This is a genomic window from Bradyrhizobium nitroreducens, from assembly GCF_002776695.1.
Lineage (GTDB): Bacteria > Pseudomonadota > Alphaproteobacteria > Rhizobiales > Xanthobacteraceae > Bradyrhizobium > Bradyrhizobium nitroreducens.
Map to the genome: position 1 here is coordinate 4,202,677 of NZ_LFJC01000003.1, position 20,663 is coordinate 4,223,339.

Annotated in this window: 22 protein-coding genes and 1 pseudogene; 8 read left to right on the forward strand and 15 right to left on the reverse strand. The window is 64.9% G+C overall.

The genetic code is table 11. The features are described from left to right. The first annotated feature begins 86 nt into the window (after positions 1 to 86). Positions 87 to 1,064 carry a peptidyl-alpha-hydroxyglycine alpha-amidating lyase family protein gene (locus tag TSA1_RS39775; RefSeq protein WP_100177874.1) on the forward strand — a complete coding sequence of 326 codons (978 nt, stop codon included), beginning with the start codon at positions 87 to 89 and terminating at the stop codon, positions 1,062 to 1,064. A 214-nt stretch (positions 1,065 to 1,278) separates the two neighbouring features. Beyond that, positions 1,279 to 1,836: an HNH endonuclease gene (locus tag TSA1_RS20205; protein WP_028134115.1), complete on the forward strand. Its 558-nt coding sequence runs from the start codon at positions 1,279 to 1,281 to the stop codon at positions 1,834 to 1,836. 129 nt (positions 1,837 to 1,965) lie between these two features. Here TSA1_RS20205 and TSA1_RS41060 read toward each other — a convergent pair. Further along, positions 1,966 to 2,975: pseudogene (locus tag TSA1_RS41060) on the reverse strand (glycoside hydrolase family 16 protein). A 140-nt stretch (positions 2,976 to 3,115) separates the two neighbouring features. Then, positions 3,116 to 3,997: a DMT family transporter gene (locus TSA1_RS20215; protein WP_100177875.1), complete on the reverse strand. Its 882-nt coding sequence runs from the start codon at positions 3,995 to 3,997 to the stop codon at positions 3,116 to 3,118. Positions 3,998 to 4,169: 172 nt separating this feature from the next. On the opposite strand from TSA1_RS20215, the gene TSA1_RS20220 reads away from it, so the two are divergent. Both TSA1_RS20220 and TSA1_RS20225 read left to right on the forward strand, forming a co-directional pair. Beyond that, the gene (locus tag TSA1_RS20220) at positions 4,170 to 4,391 is read left to right on the forward strand and encodes a dodecin (protein WP_035711602.1); all 222 of its coding nucleotides are present in this window, start codon (positions 4,170 to 4,172) and stop codon (positions 4,389 to 4,391) included. A 108-nt stretch (positions 4,392 to 4,499) separates the two neighbouring features. Continuing rightward, positions 4,500 to 5,123 carry an HAD family hydrolase gene (locus TSA1_RS20225; RefSeq protein ID WP_245448369.1) on the forward strand — a complete coding sequence of 208 codons (624 nt, stop codon included), beginning with the start codon at positions 4,500 to 4,502 and terminating at the stop codon, positions 5,121 to 5,123. A gap of 12 nt (positions 5,124 to 5,135) precedes the next feature. Here TSA1_RS20225 and TSA1_RS20230 read toward each other — a convergent pair whose 3' ends face one another. The 9 genes from TSA1_RS20230 to TSA1_RS20270 all read right to left on the reverse strand — a co-directional run bounded on the left by TSA1_RS20230 (position 5,136) and on the right by TSA1_RS20270 (position 14,890). Continuing rightward, the gene (locus TSA1_RS20230) at positions 5,136 to 6,389 is read right to left on the reverse strand and encodes an MFS transporter (RefSeq protein ID WP_245448371.1); all 1,254 of its coding nucleotides are present in this window, start codon (positions 6,387 to 6,389) and stop codon (positions 5,136 to 5,138) included. A gap of 46 nt (positions 6,390 to 6,435) precedes the next feature. Continuing rightward, positions 6,436 to 7,404 carry an ABC transporter ATP-binding protein gene (locus TSA1_RS20235; RefSeq protein WP_100177876.1) on the reverse strand — a complete coding sequence of 323 codons (969 nt, stop codon included), beginning with the start codon at positions 7,402 to 7,404 and terminating at the stop codon, positions 6,436 to 6,438. Next, positions 7,401 to 8,396: an ABC transporter ATP-binding protein gene (locus TSA1_RS20240; protein ID WP_100177877.1), complete on the reverse strand. Its 996-nt coding sequence runs from the start codon at positions 8,394 to 8,396 to the stop codon at positions 7,401 to 7,403. Before TSA1_RS20240 ends, TSA1_RS20235 begins: the two co-directional genes overlap by 4 nt. Continuing rightward, positions 8,396 to 9,313, reverse strand: coding sequence for an ABC transporter permease (locus TSA1_RS20245; protein WP_063197783.1), 918 nt, complete (start codon positions 9,311 to 9,313; stop codon positions 8,396 to 8,398). Before TSA1_RS20245 ends, TSA1_RS20240 begins: the two co-directional genes overlap by 1 nt. Then, positions 9,279 to 10,238 (reverse strand): ABC transporter permease, encoded by a 960-nt coding sequence (locus TSA1_RS20250; RefSeq protein WP_100177878.1) that lies wholly within the window; start codon positions 10,236 to 10,238, stop codon positions 9,279 to 9,281. The genes TSA1_RS20245 and TSA1_RS20250 overlap by 35 nt, the downstream gene beginning before the upstream one ends. 29 nt (positions 10,239 to 10,267) lie before the next feature. Next, the gene (locus TSA1_RS20255) at positions 10,268 to 12,058 is read right to left on the reverse strand and encodes a peptide ABC transporter substrate-binding protein (RefSeq protein ID WP_100177879.1); all 1,791 of its coding nucleotides are present in this window, start codon (positions 12,056 to 12,058) and stop codon (positions 10,268 to 10,270) included. Between the two features lie 261 nt (positions 12,059 to 12,319). Then, positions 12,320 to 13,738 (reverse strand): M20 family metallopeptidase, encoded by a 1,419-nt coding sequence (locus TSA1_RS20260; RefSeq protein ID WP_100177880.1) that lies wholly within the window; start codon positions 13,736 to 13,738, stop codon positions 12,320 to 12,322. A gap of 151 nt (positions 13,739 to 13,889) precedes the next feature. Continuing rightward, positions 13,890 to 14,279: a hypothetical protein gene (locus TSA1_RS20265; RefSeq protein WP_028134102.1), complete on the reverse strand. Its 390-nt coding sequence runs from the start codon at positions 14,277 to 14,279 to the stop codon at positions 13,890 to 13,892. After that, the gene (locus TSA1_RS20270) at positions 14,276 to 14,890 is read right to left on the reverse strand and encodes a hypothetical protein (protein WP_142250933.1); all 615 of its coding nucleotides are present in this window, start codon (positions 14,888 to 14,890) and stop codon (positions 14,276 to 14,278) included. Before TSA1_RS20270 ends, TSA1_RS20265 begins: the two co-directional genes overlap by 4 nt. Before the next feature lie 235 nt (positions 14,891 to 15,125). Here TSA1_RS20270 and TSA1_RS20275 point away from each other — a divergent pair, with 235 nt between their 5' ends. The 3 genes from TSA1_RS20275 (at position 15,126) to TSA1_RS20285 (ending at position 17,479) form a co-directional block, all read left to right on the forward strand. After that, positions 15,126 to 16,097: a S1C family serine protease gene (locus tag TSA1_RS20275; RefSeq protein ID WP_100177882.1), complete on the forward strand. Its 972-nt coding sequence runs from the start codon at positions 15,126 to 15,128 to the stop codon at positions 16,095 to 16,097. Between the two features lie 22 nt (positions 16,098 to 16,119). Continuing rightward, positions 16,120 to 17,190: an alpha/beta hydrolase gene (locus TSA1_RS20280; RefSeq protein ID WP_100177883.1), complete on the forward strand. Its 1,071-nt coding sequence runs from the start codon at positions 16,120 to 16,122 to the stop codon at positions 17,188 to 17,190. Between the two features lie 82 nt (positions 17,191 to 17,272). After that, the gene (locus TSA1_RS20285) at positions 17,273 to 17,479 is read left to right on the forward strand and encodes a hypothetical protein (protein ID WP_008142940.1); all 207 of its coding nucleotides are present in this window, start codon (positions 17,273 to 17,275) and stop codon (positions 17,477 to 17,479) included. A 79-nt stretch (positions 17,480 to 17,558) separates the two neighbouring features. On the opposite strand, the gene TSA1_RS20290 is transcribed toward TSA1_RS20285, so the two are convergent. From TSA1_RS20290 to TSA1_RS20305, 4 genes are all read right to left on the reverse strand, one after another. Then, on the reverse strand, positions 17,559 to 18,218 hold the full coding sequence (locus TSA1_RS20290; RefSeq protein ID WP_174718987.1) for a DsbA family protein: 660 nt from the start codon (positions 18,216 to 18,218) through the stop codon (positions 17,559 to 17,561). Positions 18,219 to 18,304: 86 nt separating this feature from the next. Further along, positions 18,305 to 19,027, reverse strand: coding sequence for an LrgB family protein (locus TSA1_RS20295; protein WP_100177885.1), 723 nt, complete (start codon positions 19,025 to 19,027; stop codon positions 18,305 to 18,307). Then, entirely contained in the window at positions 19,024 to 19,407 is a 384-nt protein-coding gene (locus TSA1_RS20300) for a CidA/LrgA family protein (RefSeq protein WP_100177886.1), read from the reverse strand. Before TSA1_RS20300 ends, TSA1_RS20295 begins: the two co-directional genes overlap by 4 nt. Before the next feature lie 71 nt (positions 19,408 to 19,478). Then, positions 19,479 to 19,928 (reverse strand): PaaI family thioesterase, encoded by a 450-nt coding sequence (locus TSA1_RS20305; RefSeq protein ID WP_100181239.1) that lies wholly within the window; start codon positions 19,926 to 19,928, stop codon positions 19,479 to 19,481. Positions 19,929 to 20,068: 140 nt separating this feature from the next. Between TSA1_RS20305 and TSA1_RS20310 the strand changes: the two genes are divergently transcribed. Beyond that, positions 20,069 to 20,617: a TetR/AcrR family transcriptional regulator gene (locus tag TSA1_RS20310; RefSeq protein ID WP_100177887.1), complete on the forward strand. Its 549-nt coding sequence runs from the start codon at positions 20,069 to 20,071 to the stop codon at positions 20,615 to 20,617. Positions 20,618 to 20,663: the final 46 nt, after the last annotated feature.

Consider the following 20,663-nt stretch of genomic DNA (forward strand, 5'->3'; position numbering starts at 1 on the left):
AATCCATATATCCACCAAACTATGCGGCCAAATGGATTCCGGGCTCGCGACTTCGTCGCGCCCCGGAATGACAGAAGGAGAGACCCATGCCAGCCATTCTCGGCAGCGGCGAGCACCGCTATCGCGTCGTCGACAATTTCGCGAAACTGCCCGACGGCTGGCAGCTCAGCGACGTCGCCTCGGTCGCGGTCGACAGCAAGGACCGCGTCTACGTCTTCAACCGCGGCGCCCATCCGATGGTGGTGCTGGACCGCGAGGGCAATTTCCTGCGCAGCTTTGGTGAAGGCCTGTTCTCGCGCGCGCACGGCCTGCACATCGATGCCGACGACAATCTCTATTGCACCGATGACGGCGACCACACAGTGCGCAAATGCACCACCGACGGCAAGGTGCTGCTGACCATCGGCATCCCTGCCAAGCCTGCGCCGTTCATGAGCGGGGAACCGTTCCACCGCTGCACCCATACCGCCCTGTCGCCGAAGGGCGAGATCTACGTCTCCGACGGCTATGGCAATGCGCGCGTGCACAAGTTCACCCCCGACGGCAGGTTGATCAAGAGCTGGGGCGAGCCCGGCACAGATCCCGGCCAGTTCAACATCGTGCACAATATCGCCACCGACGCCGACGGCTGGGTCTATGTCGCCGACCGCGAGAACCATCGCGTCCAGGTGTTCAATGGCGAAGGCGCGTACGAGACGCAGTGGAATAATCTGCACCGCCCTTGCGCGCTGTGCTGCTGCGGCGGGGCCAAGAGTCCGACCTTCGTGATCGGCGAGCTCGGCCCCGGCCTGGCCGTCAATCGCAAGGTGCCCAATCTCGGGCCGCGGCTGTCGATCGTGGACGCCAAGGGCAAACGCATCGCGCGGCTCGGCGGCGAGGACGGACCGGGTGTTGCGAGCGGAAAATTCCTGGCACCGCACGGCATCGCGCTGGACTCGAAGGGCGACATCTATGTCGGCGAGGTCGGCGTCACCGACTGGAAGACGAGCTTTCCGGACGAGGAGATGCCGGCCGTCGTGCGCGCGAGCAGGTGCTTGCAGAAGCTGGAGCGGGTACGGGAGTAGCAGTCACGGCAACGTGCGACGAACGGGGCTGACGGTTCCCCGCCGCCGGTCTGCCCTGAGCGGGATCGCGGCTTTTTGAGCGTTTTTGCCACCCCGGCGCCGCATTGCATGCGCCTGAATAAGTCGCTCAACGGGCTTCACAATCCCGTCACGCTGCATGTAGTATGTCAGGACATGCTGCTTCGCAGCGTATATTGGAGGCCGGGAGCGTTACTTGAACGCACATGTCTCGCAAGGCAGTTGGCCGGTGTTGGTGCTGAATGCGGACTTCCGGCCGCTGAGTTACTACCCGCTGTCTCTCTGGTCGTGGCAGGACGCGATCAAGGCGGTGTTCCTCGACCGCGTCAACATCGTCGCCCACTACGATCAGGCGGTCCACAGTCCCACGCTGCAGATGCAGTTGCCGAGCGTCGTCTCGCTCAAATCCTTCGTCAAGCCGACCACCCATCCGGCCTTCACCCGGTTCAACGTCTTCCTGCGCGATCGTTTCGCCTGCCAATATTGCGGCTCGCCCGAAGACCTCACCTTCGATCACATCATCCCGCGCAGCAAAGGCGGCCAGACCACCTGGGAGAACGTGGTCGCGGCATGCTCGCCGTGTAACTTACGCAAGGGCAATCTGACGCCGGCACAGGCCAAGATGTTTCCGCGCCAGAACGCGTTTGCCCCGACCGTGCACCAGCTGCACCGCAACGGCCGGCTGTTTCCGCCGAACTACCTGCACGACAGCTGGCTGGATTATCTGTACTGGGATACGGAGCTGGATCCGTAGGAGTCGAAGCCGGCGCCCTCGGATCGCGTTGCTTGATATCACGTCGCGAGAGGACACCGCACTCAACCCAGGCCGTCCAAAGACTCGCGAGCCCTGTAAAACAGCGCCGCGAGACATCGGCCGACATCGCTATCTCCGCGCCTGCTCCATTTCGATCTGATAGACGGAAATGCGGTCGATCTCGAATGCGACGCTCGTTGGCGATTCCGCGTCGACCTGACTGACGCCGGGAAAGAACTTCGATCCGATCGCGAGATTGACGATCATGTACATGGGATCGTCGAAGCCGATCGGCACCTCGATGTCGGACACCGGCTTGCGGTCAATGAAATAGACCAGCCGGTCCTCCTGCCACAGCACACCGTAGTTATGGAATGCGCTGGAGGCGTCGCCGACCGCGAAATCGAAGCCGCAGGACTGGATCTTCTGGGTCGCGGGAATCCGCCAATGCGTCGTCATCACGAGATCGCCCGGCCGCTCGCCGCGGCCTTCCAGCACGTCGACCTCCGGCGGCCAGCCGCCGTCGTCCGCCAGCATCCAGAACGCCGGCCATACCGCATGGCCGACCGGCACCTTGGCGCGAATTTCGAAGTAGCCGTGCTTCTGGGCGAACGTACCCTGGGTCGTCAGGATGCCCGAGATGTACTCGTTGTTGAACAGCACCGGCTTCAATTCCGGCGGCGTGCGGCTGGCGACGATCGACAGCACACCGTCCTTCACCCTGAACGGATCGAGCCCGAGCGGCGCGGCCGCGCGGCCGCGCGGCCGGCATAACGCGGATCGACGTAGATCTGCTGCTCGCCATTGGCGCTGGTCTTGCGTTTGAAGTCGGAGCCGTCGCCGCCCCAATAGCGCGCCTCCGGCCAGGCGGCCCCGCCCGCATAATGGGGGACCCAGCGCCCGTTCGACAGCGGATGCTCGTCGAAATCCTCGCTGAACGTCCGGCGCAGCGGCAGGAAACCGAGCGAGGCCGGATTGACCGTTTCAAGCCTGCGGCACGCGATGGTGGAGGGATCGGTCGTGACCTGCAGCGACATGTGCACCGGCGCGCCATCGAGCTCGTCCTGCGCGATGCCCGGCGCAGGCACGGCGCAAAGACCGATCACGGCCAGAGCGCCCCTCGTCCAACGCTCGATCATCATCGCACCTCGAAGAGACCAGGACATGGGCGGAAGTTAGCTCACCCGTCTTCGCGCCGGCAACGGCGGCATCCGACGCCGGCGGGCGATTTGAAAACCGCCTCGCTCGCTTCCGTTCCGCGGCACGGGACGTGACGACCTTACCCGCGCTGCAAGGCAAGCGTCACGCCACCGAGCGTGAGCGCCATCGCCGTCCACTCGCGATAGCCGAGCGGCTCGCCCAGAATGATGGCGGCAGAGACCACGCCGATCACGGGAACGATCAGCATGCCCGTCGAGGCCGTGGTCGGCGGCAGGCGACGCAGCGTCTCGAACCAGGTCACGTAGCAGATGCCCATCGGCACCAGCGTCATGTAGACGAAGCAGCCGAGCCCCAGCGGGGTGATCGCGGTGACGTCGGGACGCTCGAACAGCACACCGAGGACCAGCATGGCGGCGCAGCCGAGCCCGACCTGCCAGACGACGACGACCAGCGGCGGCATCGGCAATGGCTTGCGGTTGAGCACGTTGCCGAGCGCGAACAGGATGGCGCAGAGCAGCGCGAGCGTGATCCCGACCAGCTTGTCTGCGCCGAACGCAAAGCCGTTGCCGCTCAGGAGCAGCGTGACCCCGGCAACGCCGAGGACGAGCCCGAAGATGTCCCGCAGGCCCGGCCGCGCGTGCAGCACCGGCCAGGCGAACAGCATCGCCCAGATCGGCATGGTGTAGGCGAGCAGAGCGCCTTCGCTCACCGTCACATATTTCATCGCGACCGTGCCGAGCCCCATCCAGGCAAAGACATTGGTGAAGGTCGCGAACACCAGCCGCGGGATGGCCTCGCGCGGAACGGCGAACGACTCTTTCCGGCTCAACACCAGAGTACCGAGAATGAGCGAGGCGCAAACGCCCGCAAGCCCGCGCGCGAACAGGGGCGGCCATTGCTGGAGCAGCAGCTTCATCAGCGGCCAGTTCAACGCCCAGCCGAAGGCCGTCACGCAGAGGCAGAGAGAGCCGATCGTCCTGTCGCGTCGTGCCGGGTCCATCACCAGCGCTTAGCAGCCAGGCGCGGCCCGCTCCACCTCGGCTGGCGCATGCGGGCCATCACGGTGCGGGGAACCTGAGGCCGCCCTGCCCGTTCAGAGTCAACGCCAGGCGCACCCGCATGCACGTTCCGCGAACGCGTCGTCGGCCGCAAATCGAAACAGGGGAAGACCCATGCCCGCAACCGAGAGCGATCACGTCTACAAGATCCTGGACCTCGTCGGATCGTCCGAGACCTCGATCGAGGACGCGATCAAGAACGCGATCAGCCGCGCCGCCAAGACCGTTCGCGAGATGAAATGGTTCGAGGTGGTGCAGACCCGCGGCCACATCGAGAACGGTGCCGTACGTCATTACCAGGTGACGCTGCGCGTCGGCTTCACGCTGGAGGGATGACGGCGGGCGCATCGCGGCGATCGGGCTCCACCCCGGATTTGTCGCCGGCGGTCCGACGGGATATGAGTCCGAGCGGGCCGTCTACCAGGCCTGCTCGCGAGTGCCGCCGTGACCGATGCCATCAAGCTCGTCCTTTTCGACATGGACAATGTCCTCTGCGCCTACGACAGGCCGACGCGTGTCGCCTATCTGGCAGAGCTTGCGGGGACCAGCAGCGAGGCCGTCCACGCGGCGATCTGGGGCAGCGGATTCGAGCTGCTCGGCGATTCCGGAGCGCTCGCCGCCGCCGACTATCTGCAAGGCTTTGGGACACGCATCGGCTATCCCCTCTCGCTCGCGGAGTGGGTGGAGGCGCGGCGCCGTTCAATGCAGCCGGACCGCGCGATGCTGGAGATTGTCGCCCGCTTGCGGCAGACCGTCGATGTCGCCGTCCTGACCAACAATACCACGCTGGTCGCCGACCACATCGACACGCTGCTGCCGGAGCTGCGTTCGCTGTTCGGCTCCCGTATCTACACCTCGGCCCAGTTCAAGACGGCCAAGCCGGACCCGGACTGCTATCGCCGCTGCCTGTCCGAGCTACAGGTGGCGCCCGGGGCCGTTCTCTTCATCGACGACCTCGCGCAGAATGTCGCCGGTGCGAAGGAAGCCGGTCTCCTGGCATATCAGCACACCACGCCAGAAGCTCTCAGGCAGGCACTCTCGAAGCACGGCCTGCTCGAGGCGTCCTGAGCGGACGCCGGGTCATTCAAGCTCCGCGCCGCGCCGCTCGGGGACAAGCGCGAGCAGCGCTACGACATCGAGCAGGTAGAGCAGCGCCAGAGCAGCGATCGCCGTCGGAAAGCCGTAGGACGCGCTGATCATGCCGACCACCAGCGGACCGAAGCCGGCGACCGCGCGACCGATATTGAAGAACACGTTTTGCGCGGTCGCCCGCGAGGCGGTCGGATAGAGCTCGCTCATCAGCGCGCCATAGCCGCCGAGCATGCCGTTGACGAAGAAGCCCATCACGGCTCCGCCGACCAACAGCGCCGTTGCCGCGGTCAACTGCGAATAGACCGTCACCATGAAGGCCGCGCCCAGCATGTAGACCAGGAACGCAGGGCGTCGGCCGAAGCGATCGGCCGCATGACCAAACAGAAAGATGCCGAGCGCCATGCCGGCAATGGTGACGGAAGTCCAGATCGCCGATTGGGTGAGGCCATAGCCGAACCGCGTCGAGAGATAATTCGGCAGCCAGATCATGATGCCGTAATAGCCGAAATTCTGCACCGAACAGAGGATGACCATCGCCAGGCTGATTTTCGCCGTCTGTCTGTCGGCCACCAGCGCGCGAAGCGAGGCGATGGCGTCCGTCGTCGTGCCTCTCCGTGCCAGGAAGATGTCCGGCTCATGCAGCCTGCGTCGGATCACATAGGCAGCGAGAGCCGGAAACAAACCAAGCGCGAACATGCCGCGCCAGCCGATGAGGGGCAGGAGCAGCGGCGTCACCAGCGCCGCAGTGAGCACACCGAATTGCCAGCCGAGACCGACATAAGAGGTCGCTCGCGCCCGCTTGTCCGACGGCCAGGCCTCGGCGACCAGCGCCATGCCGATGCCGAATTCGCCGCCGAGCCCGACGCCTGCGATGGCTCGGTAGATCATGAGATCCCAATAGCCCTGAGCCAACGCGCATAGTCCGGTGAAGACCGCGAACAGAACGATGCTCCAGGTCAGGACGCGGACCCGCCCGAGCCGGTCAGACAACAGGCCGAATATGAAGCCGCCGAGCACCGCGCCGACCAGCGTTGCAGTCACCAGCGAGGCGGCCTGCGGCTGCGTCAGATGAAGATCTTTCGAAATCGCCGTCAGCATGAAACCAAGGATGAGAAGATCGAACCCATCCATGCCGTAGCCCAGCGCAGATCCCCACAGTGCCCGGCGCGCATCAGCGCCGACGTCAGTGCTTCGGCTCGAAAGCGGCTGCGCTTCAGCCGTGGTGAGACCGGCGTCCTGCATCTGGCTCTCGTTTTCCTCCCGGCACCGATCCCTTCGCCTGCCGGCGTCAGGCCAAATGACACGCCACGAAGTGCCCGCCCGCCCCTTCCTTCAGCACGGGCGCACTTTCGGCGCAGCGCGGCTGGGCGATCGGACAGCGGGTGTGGAAATGGCACCCGGACGGCGGCTTCATCGGACTCGGCACGTCACCCTTGAGGCGGATGCGCTCACGCTTGAGTTTTGGATCGGGCACCGGCACCGCCGACAGCAACGCCCTGGTGTAGGGATGCTGCGGATTGCGGTAGAGATCGCTGGCCTTCGCCAGCTCGACGATGCGGCCGAGATACATCACCGCGACGCGGTCGGAGATGTGCTCGACCACAGAGAGGTCGTGCGCGACGAAGAGATAGGTGAGGTTCAGCTCGGCCTGGAGATCTTCCAGCAGGTTGATGACCTGGGCCTGGATCGACACGTCGAGTGCCGAGACCGGCTCGTCGCAGACGATCAGCTTCGGCTCGACCGCGAGTGCCCGCGCGATCACGATGCGCTGGCGCTGACCGCCGGAGAACTCGTGCGGGTAGCGCCGCATGTGCTCGGCCTTGAGTCCGACCTTGACCAGCAGGCTGGCGACACGCTCTTCGCGCTCCTTGGCCGAGGAGCCGAGCTTGTGGATGATCAGCGCCTCGCCGAGGATCGCACCGACCGTCATGCGCGGATTGAGCGAGGCGAACGGGTCCTGGAACACCAGTTGCATGTTCCGCCGCATCGCCCGCAGATCGTCGCCGCCAAGCTTGCGCACGTCCTGGCCGTCGAAAGTGACCTCGCCGTCGGTCGGCTCGATCAGGCGCAGCACGCAGCGCCCCGTGGTCGACTTGCCGCAACCGGATTCGCCGACGAGACCGAGCGTCTCGCCGCGATTGACCGAGAACGACACGCCGTCGACCGCATAGACGGTCCCGACCTGGCGCGACAGCAGGCCGCCGAGCACGGGGAAATGTTTCTTCAGGCCGCTGACGCGCAGCAGGGGTTCGCTCATGACGCGCCTCCCAGGCTAGTATCTCCCAGATGACAGGCCATGCGATGGCCGGGTGCGATCTCGCGCAGCAGCGGCTCCTTCTCGGTGCAGACGTTCATGGCGAACTTGCAGCGCGGCGCAAAGCGGCAGCCGACCGGCGGGTTGATCAGGATCGGCACCGAACCGCCGATCGCCTCGAGCCGCGTCTTGTGCTCGCTGTCGAGGTCGATGCGCGGGATCGAGCGGATCAACCCTTGCGTATAGGGATGGCGGGGATCGCCGAACAGCTCGTCGACGCCCGCCTCCTCGACCACCTTGCCGGCATACATCACGACGACGCGCTGCGCGGTCTCGGCGACGACGCCCATGGCATGGGTGATCAGCATCACCGCCATGCCGAAGCGCTCCTTCATGTCCTGCAGGAGGTCGAGGATCTGCGCCTGGATGGTGACGTCGAGCGCGGTGGTGGGCTCGTCGGCGATGATCAGCTTCGGCTTGCAGGCGAGCGCCATCGCGATCATCACGCGCTGGCGCATGCCGCCGGAGAACTGGTGCGGATAATTGTGCACGCGGCCTTCGGCGTTGGGGATCTGCACCAGCTTCAGCATCTCGATGGTGCGGTCGAGCGCCTGCTTCTTGGTCACGGCCTCGTGCCGGCGCAGGCTCTCGGCGATCTGTTCGCCGATAGTGAGCACCGGGTTGAGCGAGGTCATCGGCTCCTGGAAGATGAAGCCGATTTCCTTGGCCCTGATCTCGTCGAGCTGGTTGCTGGTCAGCGGCACCAGATCGCGGCCCTCGAAGATGATCTGCCCCGCCGCGATACGGCCCGGTGGCATTGCGATCAGCTTCAGGATCGACATCGCGGTGACGGTCTTGCCGCAGCCGGATTCGCCGACCACGCAGAGCGTCTCGCCCCGGTTGATGGAGATGTCGACACCGTCGACGGCCTGCAAAATGCCGTCGTCGGTGGAGAAATGGGTTTTCAGTCCTTTGATCTCGAGCAGCGGCGCCATCAGATCACCCGTCGCGCATCGAGCGCGTCCCGCAGACCGTCGCCGATGAAGTTGATCGCGACCACCGCGATGAAGATCGCGCCGCCCGGAAACAGCGCCCAATGCGGGCCGATGTCGAGAAAGTCCTTGGCATCATAGAGCAGCCGGCCCCAGGTCGGCGTATCCGGCGGGAAACCGAGGCCGAGGAAGGACAGTGTCGATTCCGCGATGATCGCGGCGGCAACGTCGATGGTGCCGGCGATGATCACCGGGCCGAGCGCATTGGGCAGGATATGCCGCACCACCTGCCGCACCGGGCTGGCGCCGAGCGCCCGCGCAGCCTCGACGAACTCCTTCTCGCGGATCGACAGGAACTGGGCGCGCACGAGCCTCGCGACCGGCATCCAGCGCAGGCCGCCGATCACCAGCACGATCAGGATGAAGATGCCGCCTTCGGGCCCGAACACCTGCTTCAGCCCGTCGCGGAACAGATAGATCAGCAGCAGCAGCAGCGGCAGCTGCGGCAGCGACAGGAACAGGTCGGTGAGCCACATCAAGCCGTGCCCGAGCGCACCGCGCGACATGCCGGCGAGCGCGCCGATCAGCGTGCCGATGAAGACCGAGACCAGCATCGCGGCGAGGCCGACCGCGAGCGAGATGCGGCCGCCATAGATCATGCGCGCCAGGATGTCCTGACCGAGATCGTCGGTGCCGAAGGGATGGGCGAGCGAGGGCCCTTGCAGGCCCGCGACGATGTCGATGTCGCTCATCTTCACACGCCAGAGGAAGGGCCCGAGCAAGACGGCGAGAATGAGAACAAGCAGCAAGAAGGCGCTGACCACGGCGAGCTTGTGGCGGCTATAGCGCCGCCACGTCTCGCGCCAGGGCGAATAGACGCGCCGCTCAGCGGAAGGAGATGCGAGGGTCAAGCCAGCCATACAGGATGTCCGCGATGAGATTGAACAGCACGACCAGGCACGCGAAGACGAAGGTGACGGCCATCACCACCGGCGTGTCGTTGGACAGGATCGAAGAGATCAGCAGCGAGCCGATGCCGGGGATGCGGAAGATCTGCTCGGTGACGATGGCGCCGCCGAACACCGCGGGGATCTGCAAGGCGATCAGCGTCACGACCGGGATCATGGCGTTGCGCATCACGTGCTTGACGATGACCTTGGCCTGGCCGAGGCCCTTGGCGCGCGCCGTGGTGACGTAGTCGAGCCGGATCACGTCCAGCATCGCCGAGCGCACGAAGCGCGTCATCGACGCCGCCTGGAACAGGCCGAGCACGGCCACCGGCATGATCGCCTGGCGGATCATTTCGAGCACCCAGCGGATGCCGGTCGCCTTGATGTCGGTGGTGTAGACGAACGGCAGCCAGTCCAGCGTGACCGAGAAGATCAGGATGAACAGGATGCCAGTGAAGAAGGTCGGCAGCGAGAAGCCGACGAAGGCGAGCGTGTTGGCGATCTGGTCGAACAGCGAGTACGGCTTGGTCGCGGCATATACGCCGACCGGGATCGCGATCAGCAGCGCGAGGATCTGCGCCGAGCCGATCACAAAGAGCGTGGTCGGCAGGCGCTGCAGGATCAGCTTGTCGACGTCCATCCGGCTGACGAAGGAGAAGCCCCAGTCGCCGTGCAGCATGGCGTTGAGCCAGTGGACGTAACGGAGGTAGATCGGGTCGTCGAGGCCGAACTTGGCCCGAAGTGCGGCCTGCACTTCGGGCGGGACGTTCGGGTTCGTCGCCAGTTCGGAGAAGGGATCGCCGGGCGCTAGCGCCAGCACGAAGAACAGCACGGCCGAGATTCCGAGCAGGCTCGGAATCGCGATCAGCAGGCGACGCAGGACATACTGACTCATGGGGAAATATCCCGATTACGCCCGCGTGATCACGCCTCCCGGTACCAGTCGAACAGGTTGTCGGTTTCGTTGGCCCAGCCGCTGATGATACAGACGAGGTTATTGGCTGCGGCTTCCACCTTGAGGCGATGCTGCACGGGGATGAACACGACCTCCTGGATCAGGAGGTCATTGGCCTTGATGTAGAGCTCGGCGCGCTTGATCGGGTCCATTTCGCCCTCAGCCGCTGCGATGATCGCATCATAGTCCTTGTTGACCCAGCGCGGATAATTCGTGCCCTGCCACTTGTTTTCCTTGGTCGCCACCCTGTCCGACGTGTAGCGGCGCATGTGCTGCGACGGATCCGGCTGGCTCATCGGGATCTGGAACATCTCCAGGTCCGCGTAGAACTTCGGATAGGTGTCGGGATTGCCGACGTCCGAGGAGAAGAACACCGAGGCGACGACTGATTTGAGTTCGACTTCGATGCCGGCCTTCTGGCAAGCCTGCTTGACGATGGCCTGGGTCTTCTGGCGCGGGCCGTTGATCGAGGTCTGGTACAGAAGCTTCAGCTTCTTGCCGTCCTTTTCGCGGATGCCGTCCGCGCCCGGCTTCCAGCCGGCGTCGTCGAGGAGTTTCGCCGCCTTCTCGACGTTGAATTCCCAGGTGTTGTTCTTGGACACGAACTTCTCGGGCCCGTTCAGGAAATTGGCGGTGGTGCGGCCGGCGCGGCCGTAGATCGCCTTCTTGACCGACTCGCGATCGACCAGCATCGCAAGCGCCTTGCGCACGGCCGGGTCGGAGAACAGCGGGTGCTTGGTCTTCATCGAGGAGCGCTCGCCATCGACCTCGGTATTGGGGTCGGTGAAATTGAGCGCGATGAACTCGGTGTCGCCGCCCACGGCGTAGACGGCCTTGCCCTTGCCGCCCTTCTCCAGGCGCAGCAGCACATCGTCTTCGACCTGGATGTTATAGCCGAAATCGTATTCGCCGGTCTGGATCACCGCGCGCGCGGCCGAAACGGCGTCGCCGCCGCCCTTCATTTCGAGCGTGTCGAAGTAGGGGCGGTTCGGCATGTGGTAATCGGGATTGATCACGCCGCGCACGAGATCGCCGGGCTTGAACTCCACGAATTTGTAGGGACCGGTGCCGACCGGCGACAGGTTGTTCGGAGCCTCGCGGGATTTGGCGCCTTTGTAGTCCGCAAAAAGATGCTTGGGGATGATGGTATTGGGAGCGCCGACGAAAGCATCGGCCCAGAAGGGCGTCGGCTTGTTGAAGACGATGCGCACCGTGAGATCGTCGATCTTCTCGACCTTGATGTCGCGATAGGTGCCGATGGTGACGGCTGCGGTCGCGGGATCGCTGGCGTATTCCCAGTTGAACACGACGTCGTCGGCGGAGAACGGCTTGCCATCGTGCCATTTGACGCCGGGCTTGAGCTTCCAGGTCACCGATTTGCCGTCAGCGGCGAGCCCGCCATTCTGGAGCGAGGGAATCTCCGCCGCCAGAACCAGCTTCATGTTGCCTTCGGGATCCCAGGACGCGAGCGGTTCGTAGAACAGGCGCGAGCCGTCCTGGTCCTTGGTGCCGGTGGCGAAATGCGGATTGAGCAGGGTCGGGCCCTGCCACCACAGCAGCTTCAGCGCACCGCCGCCGCCACGCTTGGTCGGCTTGTAGGTCGAGGCGCCCTCGGCCATGGCGACGCCGCCGAGCGCGAGGATCTGGTTGGCGAGGGGCGCGGTGAGACCGACCGCGGCCATGCGCTTGATGAAGGCGCGGCGATCCATCCGCCCGTCCTTCACCTGACCGATCATCGAACGCAGTTCTTTATCCAGCATGGTTGTCCCCCGTCTGGTTCCCATCGTGATGAAGACGGTCGACAAGAGCGGCCGCCCAATTTGCTGGCAGTAGATGGCACACCGAATGGGGGGCGCGTCAACTGGGACCGTGTGTATGCAAACGGTCTTCTGGCTGTCTGTTGGGCAAAACCGTGTTCTGCAGCCCATCTGTTCGGCAATCCAGCATCAAAACATGCCGGATTGCACGCTGCACTGCGGAAAATTTGTTCGTGGGATCAGACGAAGTATCGAGGCGAAATTCTACGCCACGGACATGGTGAGCGGCGGCTCGACGTGATCCGGCAGCGGACAGACATACGGTGTCCTCGCCGTCCGCTTCTTCAGGTCGGCCTTCGCCGCCTTGATCAGCTCCGGATCCGTCAGCGCCTTGATGCCGAGACCGGCCATCGCCTTGGCCGCCTGCACCATGGCCTTGTGGGCGTGCGAACTCTTACCCTGCGCCACCACCTGCCAGGTGTGGAAGGGCGTGCCGATTGCAACTGTGGGTGCGTGCACCTGCACGGTCGGCACCACCCAGCTGACGTCGCCGACGTCGGTCGAACCGACCAGCGGGTTGCGCTTGGCATCGAGCGGCACCAGGAAATCGGCCAGCGGCCTATCCGTCGGCTCCATGCCGATCGCGTAGTAGACGGACGCGATGTCCTTGTCGCTCAGCGTCGCGCGGATCTGGCTGGCAAAGCTCTTGTCCGCGTCATCGAAATGCGGCGGCCCGAGCTCTTCCATGACCCGGTGCAGTGCCTGTTCCAGCGGCGCGTTCGGCAGGATGTTGGAGACCGCGGAAATGATCTTCATCTCCACCTTGGTCTCGGTCATCAGCGCCGCGCCCTCCGCGATCTTGCTCACGCGCCCGACCAGCTCGTTCATGCCGGGCAGATCACGCGCGCGGATCGAATAGCGCACCCGCGCATGGGCCTGCACCACGTTCGGCGCGATGCCGCCGGTATCGAGCAGCGCATAGTGGACGCGCGCGTCGCTCGGCATGTGCTCGCGCATGTAGTTCACGCCGACATTCATCAATTCCACCGCGTCGAGCGCGGAACGGCCGAGATGCGGCGAGGCCGCCGCATGCGAGGTGCGGCCGGTGAAGATGAAGTCCGCGCGCGTGTTGGCGAGCGAGGGCGTCACCGCGACTTCCCAGAAGCTGTGCGGATGCCAGGTGATGGCGATGTCGGCGTCCTCGAACGCGCCGGAACGCACCATGAAGGCCTTTGCGGCGCCGCCCTCTTCAGCCGGGCAGCCGTAATAGCGCACGCGGCCGGGCACCTTGTTCTCGGCGAGCCAATCCTTCATGGCGGTCGCGGCGAGCAGTGCGGCGGAACCGAGCAGGTTGTGACCGCAGCCATGACCATGGCCGCCGGTTTCGACGGGGCGATGCTCGGCGACACCCGCCTCCTGGCTGAGGCCCGGCAGCGCGTCGTATTCACCCATGAAGGCAATGACCGGACCGCCCTCGCCCCACTCCCCCATCACCGCGGTCGGAATGCCGGCGACGTTCTCGGTGACGCGGAAGCCCTGATGGCGCAGCTCGGCGAGGTGCTCGGCGGCGGACCGCGCCTCGGTGTAGCACACCTCCGGCATGCCCCAGACCCTGTCGCTGAGGTCGATGAAACGCGCCTTGATCGTGTCGACGCCACGCCAGATGTCGCTGCGGTTGTCCATGCTTGTCGTCCGTGATCCCTGGTCAAACGAAGCGACAATGGTTAGCAGCTTAGGTAGGAGCCGCCTAGCAGGGGCAGGGACACCAGCCATGCGGCCCAGCAGGGTCTCACGGCGCGGTCCAAGGCGACTGGCCGCACACACCACCGCACCACTACATTCTCGGCCTCGACAGCGCGTCTTTACTGACAAACAGGAGACGCCGGCGGAAGGCCGTCGGGCTCTCTGCAACCAGCACCCCCTTCAGAGATTGTAGACCGCCTGCAAAGAAGGGCTCCCGAAGCTCGTTGCCGTGAACCTCGGTCCACTCCGGTATCTGCAATCCGTACACGCGCGCAAGGTGCTCCGCCACTGCCGCTGCATAGGCGTCGTGTACAGGGTCGATCGATGCAGGTCGTTCTTCGATGGCCTGCTGGCGCGCGTGCGGGTTCATGTAGAACCAATCGAGAAATTCGCGAAGCGACGGGTCGAACTTCTGCTCGCCAGCTCGTACGCGGCGAACGACATCACTTAGCGTCGCGGGCTTCTTGCTGAACAGGCTCATGACTGGCTCGCCGGAGGCGTGTGATCGTCTTCCGTTCCATTTTCGAGATTTGAGAAAATCTCCTCGAGACCTAACCGGGTCTTGGGTTCAAGCATATTCTGCGGATAGAATTTTTCGACCAATGTCAGTGCATCCCGGCTGTTCTTGACGCCTATCGCGCGTGCGAGGAGCTTGATGTCGTCGATGTCCGAGTTCGTTTCCACACCGCCGACACGCATCGCCCGGCATTTCATGGCAAACAAGTATTCCGGTCTGGCGGTGTAGACGCGGAGGCCTGGCTGATCCTCGGTGGGGTAGGTCTTAAATAGGGCCTTCACGTCTGGATCCGCGTCTCTCTTGCTCAACCACCCCTTCACTCCGTCGTTCAACCAGTTCTCGTCCCAGCCGAACTCCTCCGCCATCTCGACCGCAAGCCTCTTGATGAAATCCTTGTTGCCTTCGAACACCGCGTCGACGTCCCCGGTGTTGATCTGCCGGTTCAAGGTCAGTAGGAGGGCCGATCCGCCATAGATTACGATTTCGACGGTACGGCCTGCGGCGTAGGCCCGGCGGCCAAGCTCGGTCAGCGCATTTTCCAGAGTCAACCGATCGAAATTCTTGTCATCGCTCATGGCTTGTTCCACAGATGAGGAACGATACGCCTGCCACATGGGACCGACAATGTCTTTTCGAGCGAGCGCCGAGACTTACCAGGTGCGCCTGCTCCAGAATTCTGCATTTCGCGGCCGGTCCACGCACGGCGGTCTTTAAAGAGAGACGTTCGCGGCATAGATTGTCTCTGATTTCACGCGGCACTTCTCGCGCTAGAGGCATGTCAAGCGCCAAGAGAAAGACCAGGAGAACTCCATGTCCACCCTGACCGAATGGAGAGTGCCGCCGGCCAATCAGCCGCGTGCGAGCGACTACGGTTTCGACCTCGACCGCGCGCTCGGATCCGTCGTCGGCCTGCACGCCATCATCCCTCCGGACGCCTTCAGCGCCGAGACGCTGGGCACCGAACGCGCCGGCAACGGCGTCGTGATCGACGACGGGCTGGTGCTCACCATCGGCTATCTCATCACCGAGGCGGAATCGGTGTGGCTGCACCGCGCCGACGGGCGGGTGGTCGAAGGGCATGCGCTCGGCTTCGATTCCGTCACCGGCTTCGGCCTGGTACAGGCTCTCGGTGAGCTCGACGTCGAGCCGCTGCCGCTCGGCAATTCGGCGGAGACCCGGGTCGGCGACCGCGTCGTGGTCGGCGGCGCCGGCGGCCGCACGCGCTCGGTCGCGAGCCAGATCGTGGCCAAGCAGGAATTCGCCGGCTATTGGGAATATCTACTGGACGAGGCCATCTTCACCTATCCCGCGCATCCGAACTGGGGCGGCACGGCACTGCTCAATGAGCGCGGCGAGCTGATCGGCATCGGCTCGCTTCAGCTCGACCGCGAACGCGACGGCAAGGCCGAGCACGTCAACATGGTCGTGCCGATCGACCTGTTGAAGCCGATCCTGGACGACTTGCGCAAGTTCGGCCGCGTCAACAAGCCGGCGCGGCCCTGGCTCGGGCTGTTCTCGACCGAGATCGATAACCGCGTGGTGGTGATCGGAATCTCCACCAACGGCCCCGCCGCCCGTGCCGAGCTCAAGACCGGCGACGTCATCCTCGCCGTCAACGGCGACAAGGTCACGAGCCAGACCCAATTCTACAAGAAGATGTGGGCCCTCGGCGCCGCCGGCGTCGACGTGCCGCTGACCGTGCACCACCACGGCGTCACCTTCGACGTCACGGTGACCTCGACCGACCGCTTCAAGCTTCTGAAGGCGCCGAAGCTGCATTGATCCCAAGCTCGAGGAAGCCGCGATGAGCGAGGCCGTGATCGACGACATCGTGGCCGTGCTGCCGCCGCTGCTGAACGCGCTGGAGGCGCTTGGGTTCTTCCAGCGGAATCTGCATCCGCCGGCCTTTGCCTCCGTCATGAGCGCAGTCGGCACACCGGACGAGGCGCTGCGGGCGGCGCGGGTATCGACCGGGGATTGGCCGGAGCAGTTCGCGGACTTGCGCGCACGACTGGATCGGACCTGCGACGAGACGCTCGCCGCCTTTGCCGGCATCCGCGAGGTCGAGCGCGGCAACGGCGATCTGGTCGCGGTTTTCCGTGCGCTGCGCCATCTTCCGCGCGCGCAGGAGGCGCTTTATCCGCTGTCGCAGCAGTTTCCACCGGTGAGCAGCTTCTTCCTCAACGCCGCCAATCGCGACAATGCGGATCTGTTGTCGCGGCTCGAAGCCGGCGCGAGCGAAGATACCGGCATCTTCCACGATCACAACGAACCCGGCAGCCGCGGCGGCTTCTCGGTCTATGTGCCCGAATATTACACGCCAGGTCACGCCATGCCGCTGGTGATGGCGCTGCATGGCGGCAGCGGCAACGGACGCGGCTTTCTGTGGAGCTGGCTGCGCGACGCCCGCAGCCTTGGTGCGATCCTGGTGGCGCCGACCGCGACCGGCCCGACCTGGGCGTTGATGGGCGATGATGCCGATACGCCCAATCTCATGCGCATCCTCGAGAGCGTGCGCGGCCGCTGGACCATCGACACCTCACGCATGCTGCTGACCGGCATGAGCGACGGCGGCACCTTCTGTTACGTGAGCGGGCTCGACGGCGCCTCGCCCTTCACGCATCTTGCGCCTGTTGCGGCGACGTTCCATCCGCTGATGGCGGAGATGGCCGACGCTACGCGCTTGCAGGGGCTGCCGATCTTCATCACCCACGGCAAGCTTGACTGGATGTTTCCGGTGCAGACCGCGCGCCAGACGCAGGCGGCGCTCGCGGCCGCCGGCGCCGACGTCATTTATCGCGAGATCGACGGCCTCAGCCACACCTATCCGCGCGAGATCAATGCGGAGCTGGTGCGGTGGCTGAATGGAAAATGAACAACCTGTCCTTAGATGCGCCGCATGGCCGCGGAACCATCGTGCCGCGCCGACGTTATCGGCGCGTCACCGGAGGTTCGCTATGAGGACGTTTTTTGGAATGATTTTGGGCGCGCTGCTTCTTGCCGGCGGCGTCTACGTCTATGACTCCATGCAGACCTCATCCGTCGCCAATGGCGAGGTCGCAACCAGCAATCGCACCATCGTGAACTGGGACGTCGCGAAGGCGGATTGGGATGCGCTGCGCGATCGCGCGCACAAGGACTGGGTCCGGATCTCGTCGAAGTAACGACGCGGTATCATGAACAAGGCGCCGTCGCGAACTCGCGGCGGCGCCTTTGTGTCGGCTGCGGTCAACGCTGCGCGTATCAGTTCATCTTGGCCTTGCGGGCATCGGCGATGACCTGCTCGAACTCGGCCATGCTGAGCACGCCGGGAACGCGGTACTTGCCGACGATGAAGGCCGGGGTGCCGCGGAAGCCGAAGGCTTCGGCCTGCTCGTTGTTGCGCTTGAGGAGCGCATCGATGTCGCTGCCATGACCGGCAAGATCGCGCTTCAGGCGATCCATGTCGACGCCGGCGGCCGCCAGCAATTCGTTGATGCGGGGCTCGGTCAGGCGCGAGCTGACGCCCATCATGGCGTCATGGGCCTGATGATATTTGTCCTGGAACTTCGCCGCGAGCGCGGTTCGCGCCGCCGTGACCGAGACCGGCCCGAGGATCGGCCAGTCCTTCATCACCAGCCGCACCTTGCCGTCGTCCTGGACGACCTGGCGCAGCTCGGGCTCAAGCTTGCGGCAATAGGGGCAATTGTAATCGGACCATTCGACGATGGTGATGTTGCCGTTGGGATTGCCGGCGACGGGCGTGTCGGGATCGCGCAGCACCTTGGCTTCGGTCAGCACTTCATCGTCGCCGGGGGCGGCCAGCACCGCGGTGATCCCGCCCGCCGCAAAAGCGCTGGCCCCGATCAGCGTCAACGCTGCGCGCCGCGTCGGCATGAGGCCCTTATCCTTAAGTCCAGCCATATCTCGTCCCATTTCGGCCCCATCCCCCGAATACGGTTCGGGACCGGGAATTGTTACTGGTCATATAGAGGGTCGCGGCGGCGATGTCATCGCACCAGCAGCGTGACCGCCAAGGGGACCAGGAACGAGGTCACCAAAGCGTTCAGGCTCATGGCGATACCGGAGAAGACGCCGGCGATCTCGTCGACCTGGAAGGCGCGCGCGGTCCCGATACCATGCGCGGCAAGGCCCGCCGCGAATCCGCGCGCCCGGTAATCGGTGATGCCGGTGCGGTCCATCAGCGGCGTCACGATGATGGCGCCCATGATACCGGTGAGGATCACCGCCACCGCCGTGAGCGAAGGATCGGCATGCATGGATTCGGCGATCCCCATGGCAACGCCGGCGGTGACCGATTTCGGCGCCAGCGACAGCACGACGTCGCGGGGAAGGCCGGCGAGCTCGGCCAGCAGCACCACCGAGACCACGGCCGTGACCGATCCCGCGAGCAGCGCCACCAGCATCGGCACGATGGAGGTGACCACGCGCTTGCGGTTCTCGTACAGCGGCACGGCGAGCGCGACGGTGGCGGGCCCCAGCAGGAAGTGCACGAACTGCGCGCCGGCGAAATAGGTCGTGTAGGAGGTGCCGGTCATCAGCAGGAACGCACCGATGATCCACATCGCATGCAGCACGGGATTGGCCAGCGGATGGCGCCGCGTCGCCAGCGACACCGCGTCCGTGGTCGCATAGACCAGCAGCGTCACGGTCAGCCACAGCAGCGGAGACTGCGAGAGATAGACCCAGAGCGAGAATGGATTGTCCTTCATCGCGCATCCTGTTGCCGCAACAGGCGGCTGACGAGGCGAAAGGTCAGCACCGTCGCCAGCAGCGTGACGATCACCGACAGCGCGAGCACCAGGACGATCGCGATGCCGTGGGACGCGAGCAGATCGAGCTTCTGCACGACGCCGACGCCGGCCGGGACGAACAGCAGCGACAGATGCGCGAGCAGGCCCTTGCTTGCCGTCTCGACGCCGGCGTTGCGCAGCGGTCCGCACGCGAGCAACGCGAAACGATCGCGAGCGAGGAGGAGCACCAGGAGCAGCAGCAGGCCGAGCACCGGTCCCGGCAACGGCAGGCCGAGGCCGCGCACGACGGCTTCGCCGATCAACTGGCACAGCAGGATGAGGCCGAGACTCGCAAGCATGATCTTCGCATCAAGGGATGCGTCGACAGGCTTGTCAATCGCCGCCCTGCGTGGGAGGCGCGCGGCACACGCTAGGCAGCATTGCGAGGCAGCATCGCCATCAGCGTCGCGGTCATGGTGGCGATCAAACCCGTCTTGCCTTCGTGTTCGGCAAACGCTCTGGCCTCACAGAAGGTGAGCGTGCGGCCGGGCTTGACGACCTCGGCCTTGAACACGAACCGCCCGCCGCGGGCGGGGGCGAGCAGCGTGGTCTTGAACTCGACGGTGAGGATGTCGGCCTCGCGCGGCATCAGGCTGAAGGCGGCGACGCCGCAGGCGTTGTCGAGACCTGCGGTAATGATGCCGGCATGGATGAAGCCGTTCTGCTGCGTGAAGGCGGCCGAATGCGGCATCACCAGCTCGACCGCGCCGGGGGCGAGATCGACGATCGAAATGCCCAGCGTGCCCATCGCCGGCTGGGCGGCGAACATCGCGGTGGCGGCGGTGCGGTAATCCGGATTTTTCGGCTGGAACGCGGACATGACCTGCACCCTCGGCCGGCATCGGGAGCGGGCTCGGGAAACTCTCGCGGTTGCGCCCTTCGGCGATTGATACGGTAGCGTATCAAGGCATTCCCGCGTTAGCAATACGGCACCGTATCAAGAATCGGAGAGCTCGCTTCATGAGCGACGGCAAGGGCGATGTATGGGTCGAGGCGGGGTTTGCCGAGCTCGCCCGCTCGGGAGTCGAGGGTGTCAGGGTCGAGGTGCTCGCCAAGAATCTCGGCGTCACCAAGGGCGGCTTCTACCGCCGCTTCGCCGACCGCGCCGCGCTGCTCGATGCCATGCTACAGCGCTGGCGCGAGGGGCGTGCCGCATCGATCGCACAGCAGACGCGCCTCGACGGCCAGGAGCCCCGCGAACGGCTGAAGGCGGTGATCCAGCTCTATTCGGAGCGGCTCAATCCGGAAGCCATGGCGATCGAGCTCGCGATCCGGCAATGGGCCCGCTCGGACGAGAGTGCCGCATCGGCGGTGGCGGGCGTCGATGCAGCGCGACTCAAGCACGTCGCCGAGCTCTATCGCGCCACCGGACTTGCGGCCGAGGAGGCCGAGGCGCAGGCCTTCCTGTTCTACTGCTTCATCTTCGGCCAGAGCCTCTTGTTCGTCGAGCGCGGTCCGCGCAAGCGATCGCAGCTGGTGGCGAAATCGGCGGAGAAATTACTCGATTAGACGAGATGGCCGGAGCGTTGCTCCGGCCATCGTATCAATTCGAGGC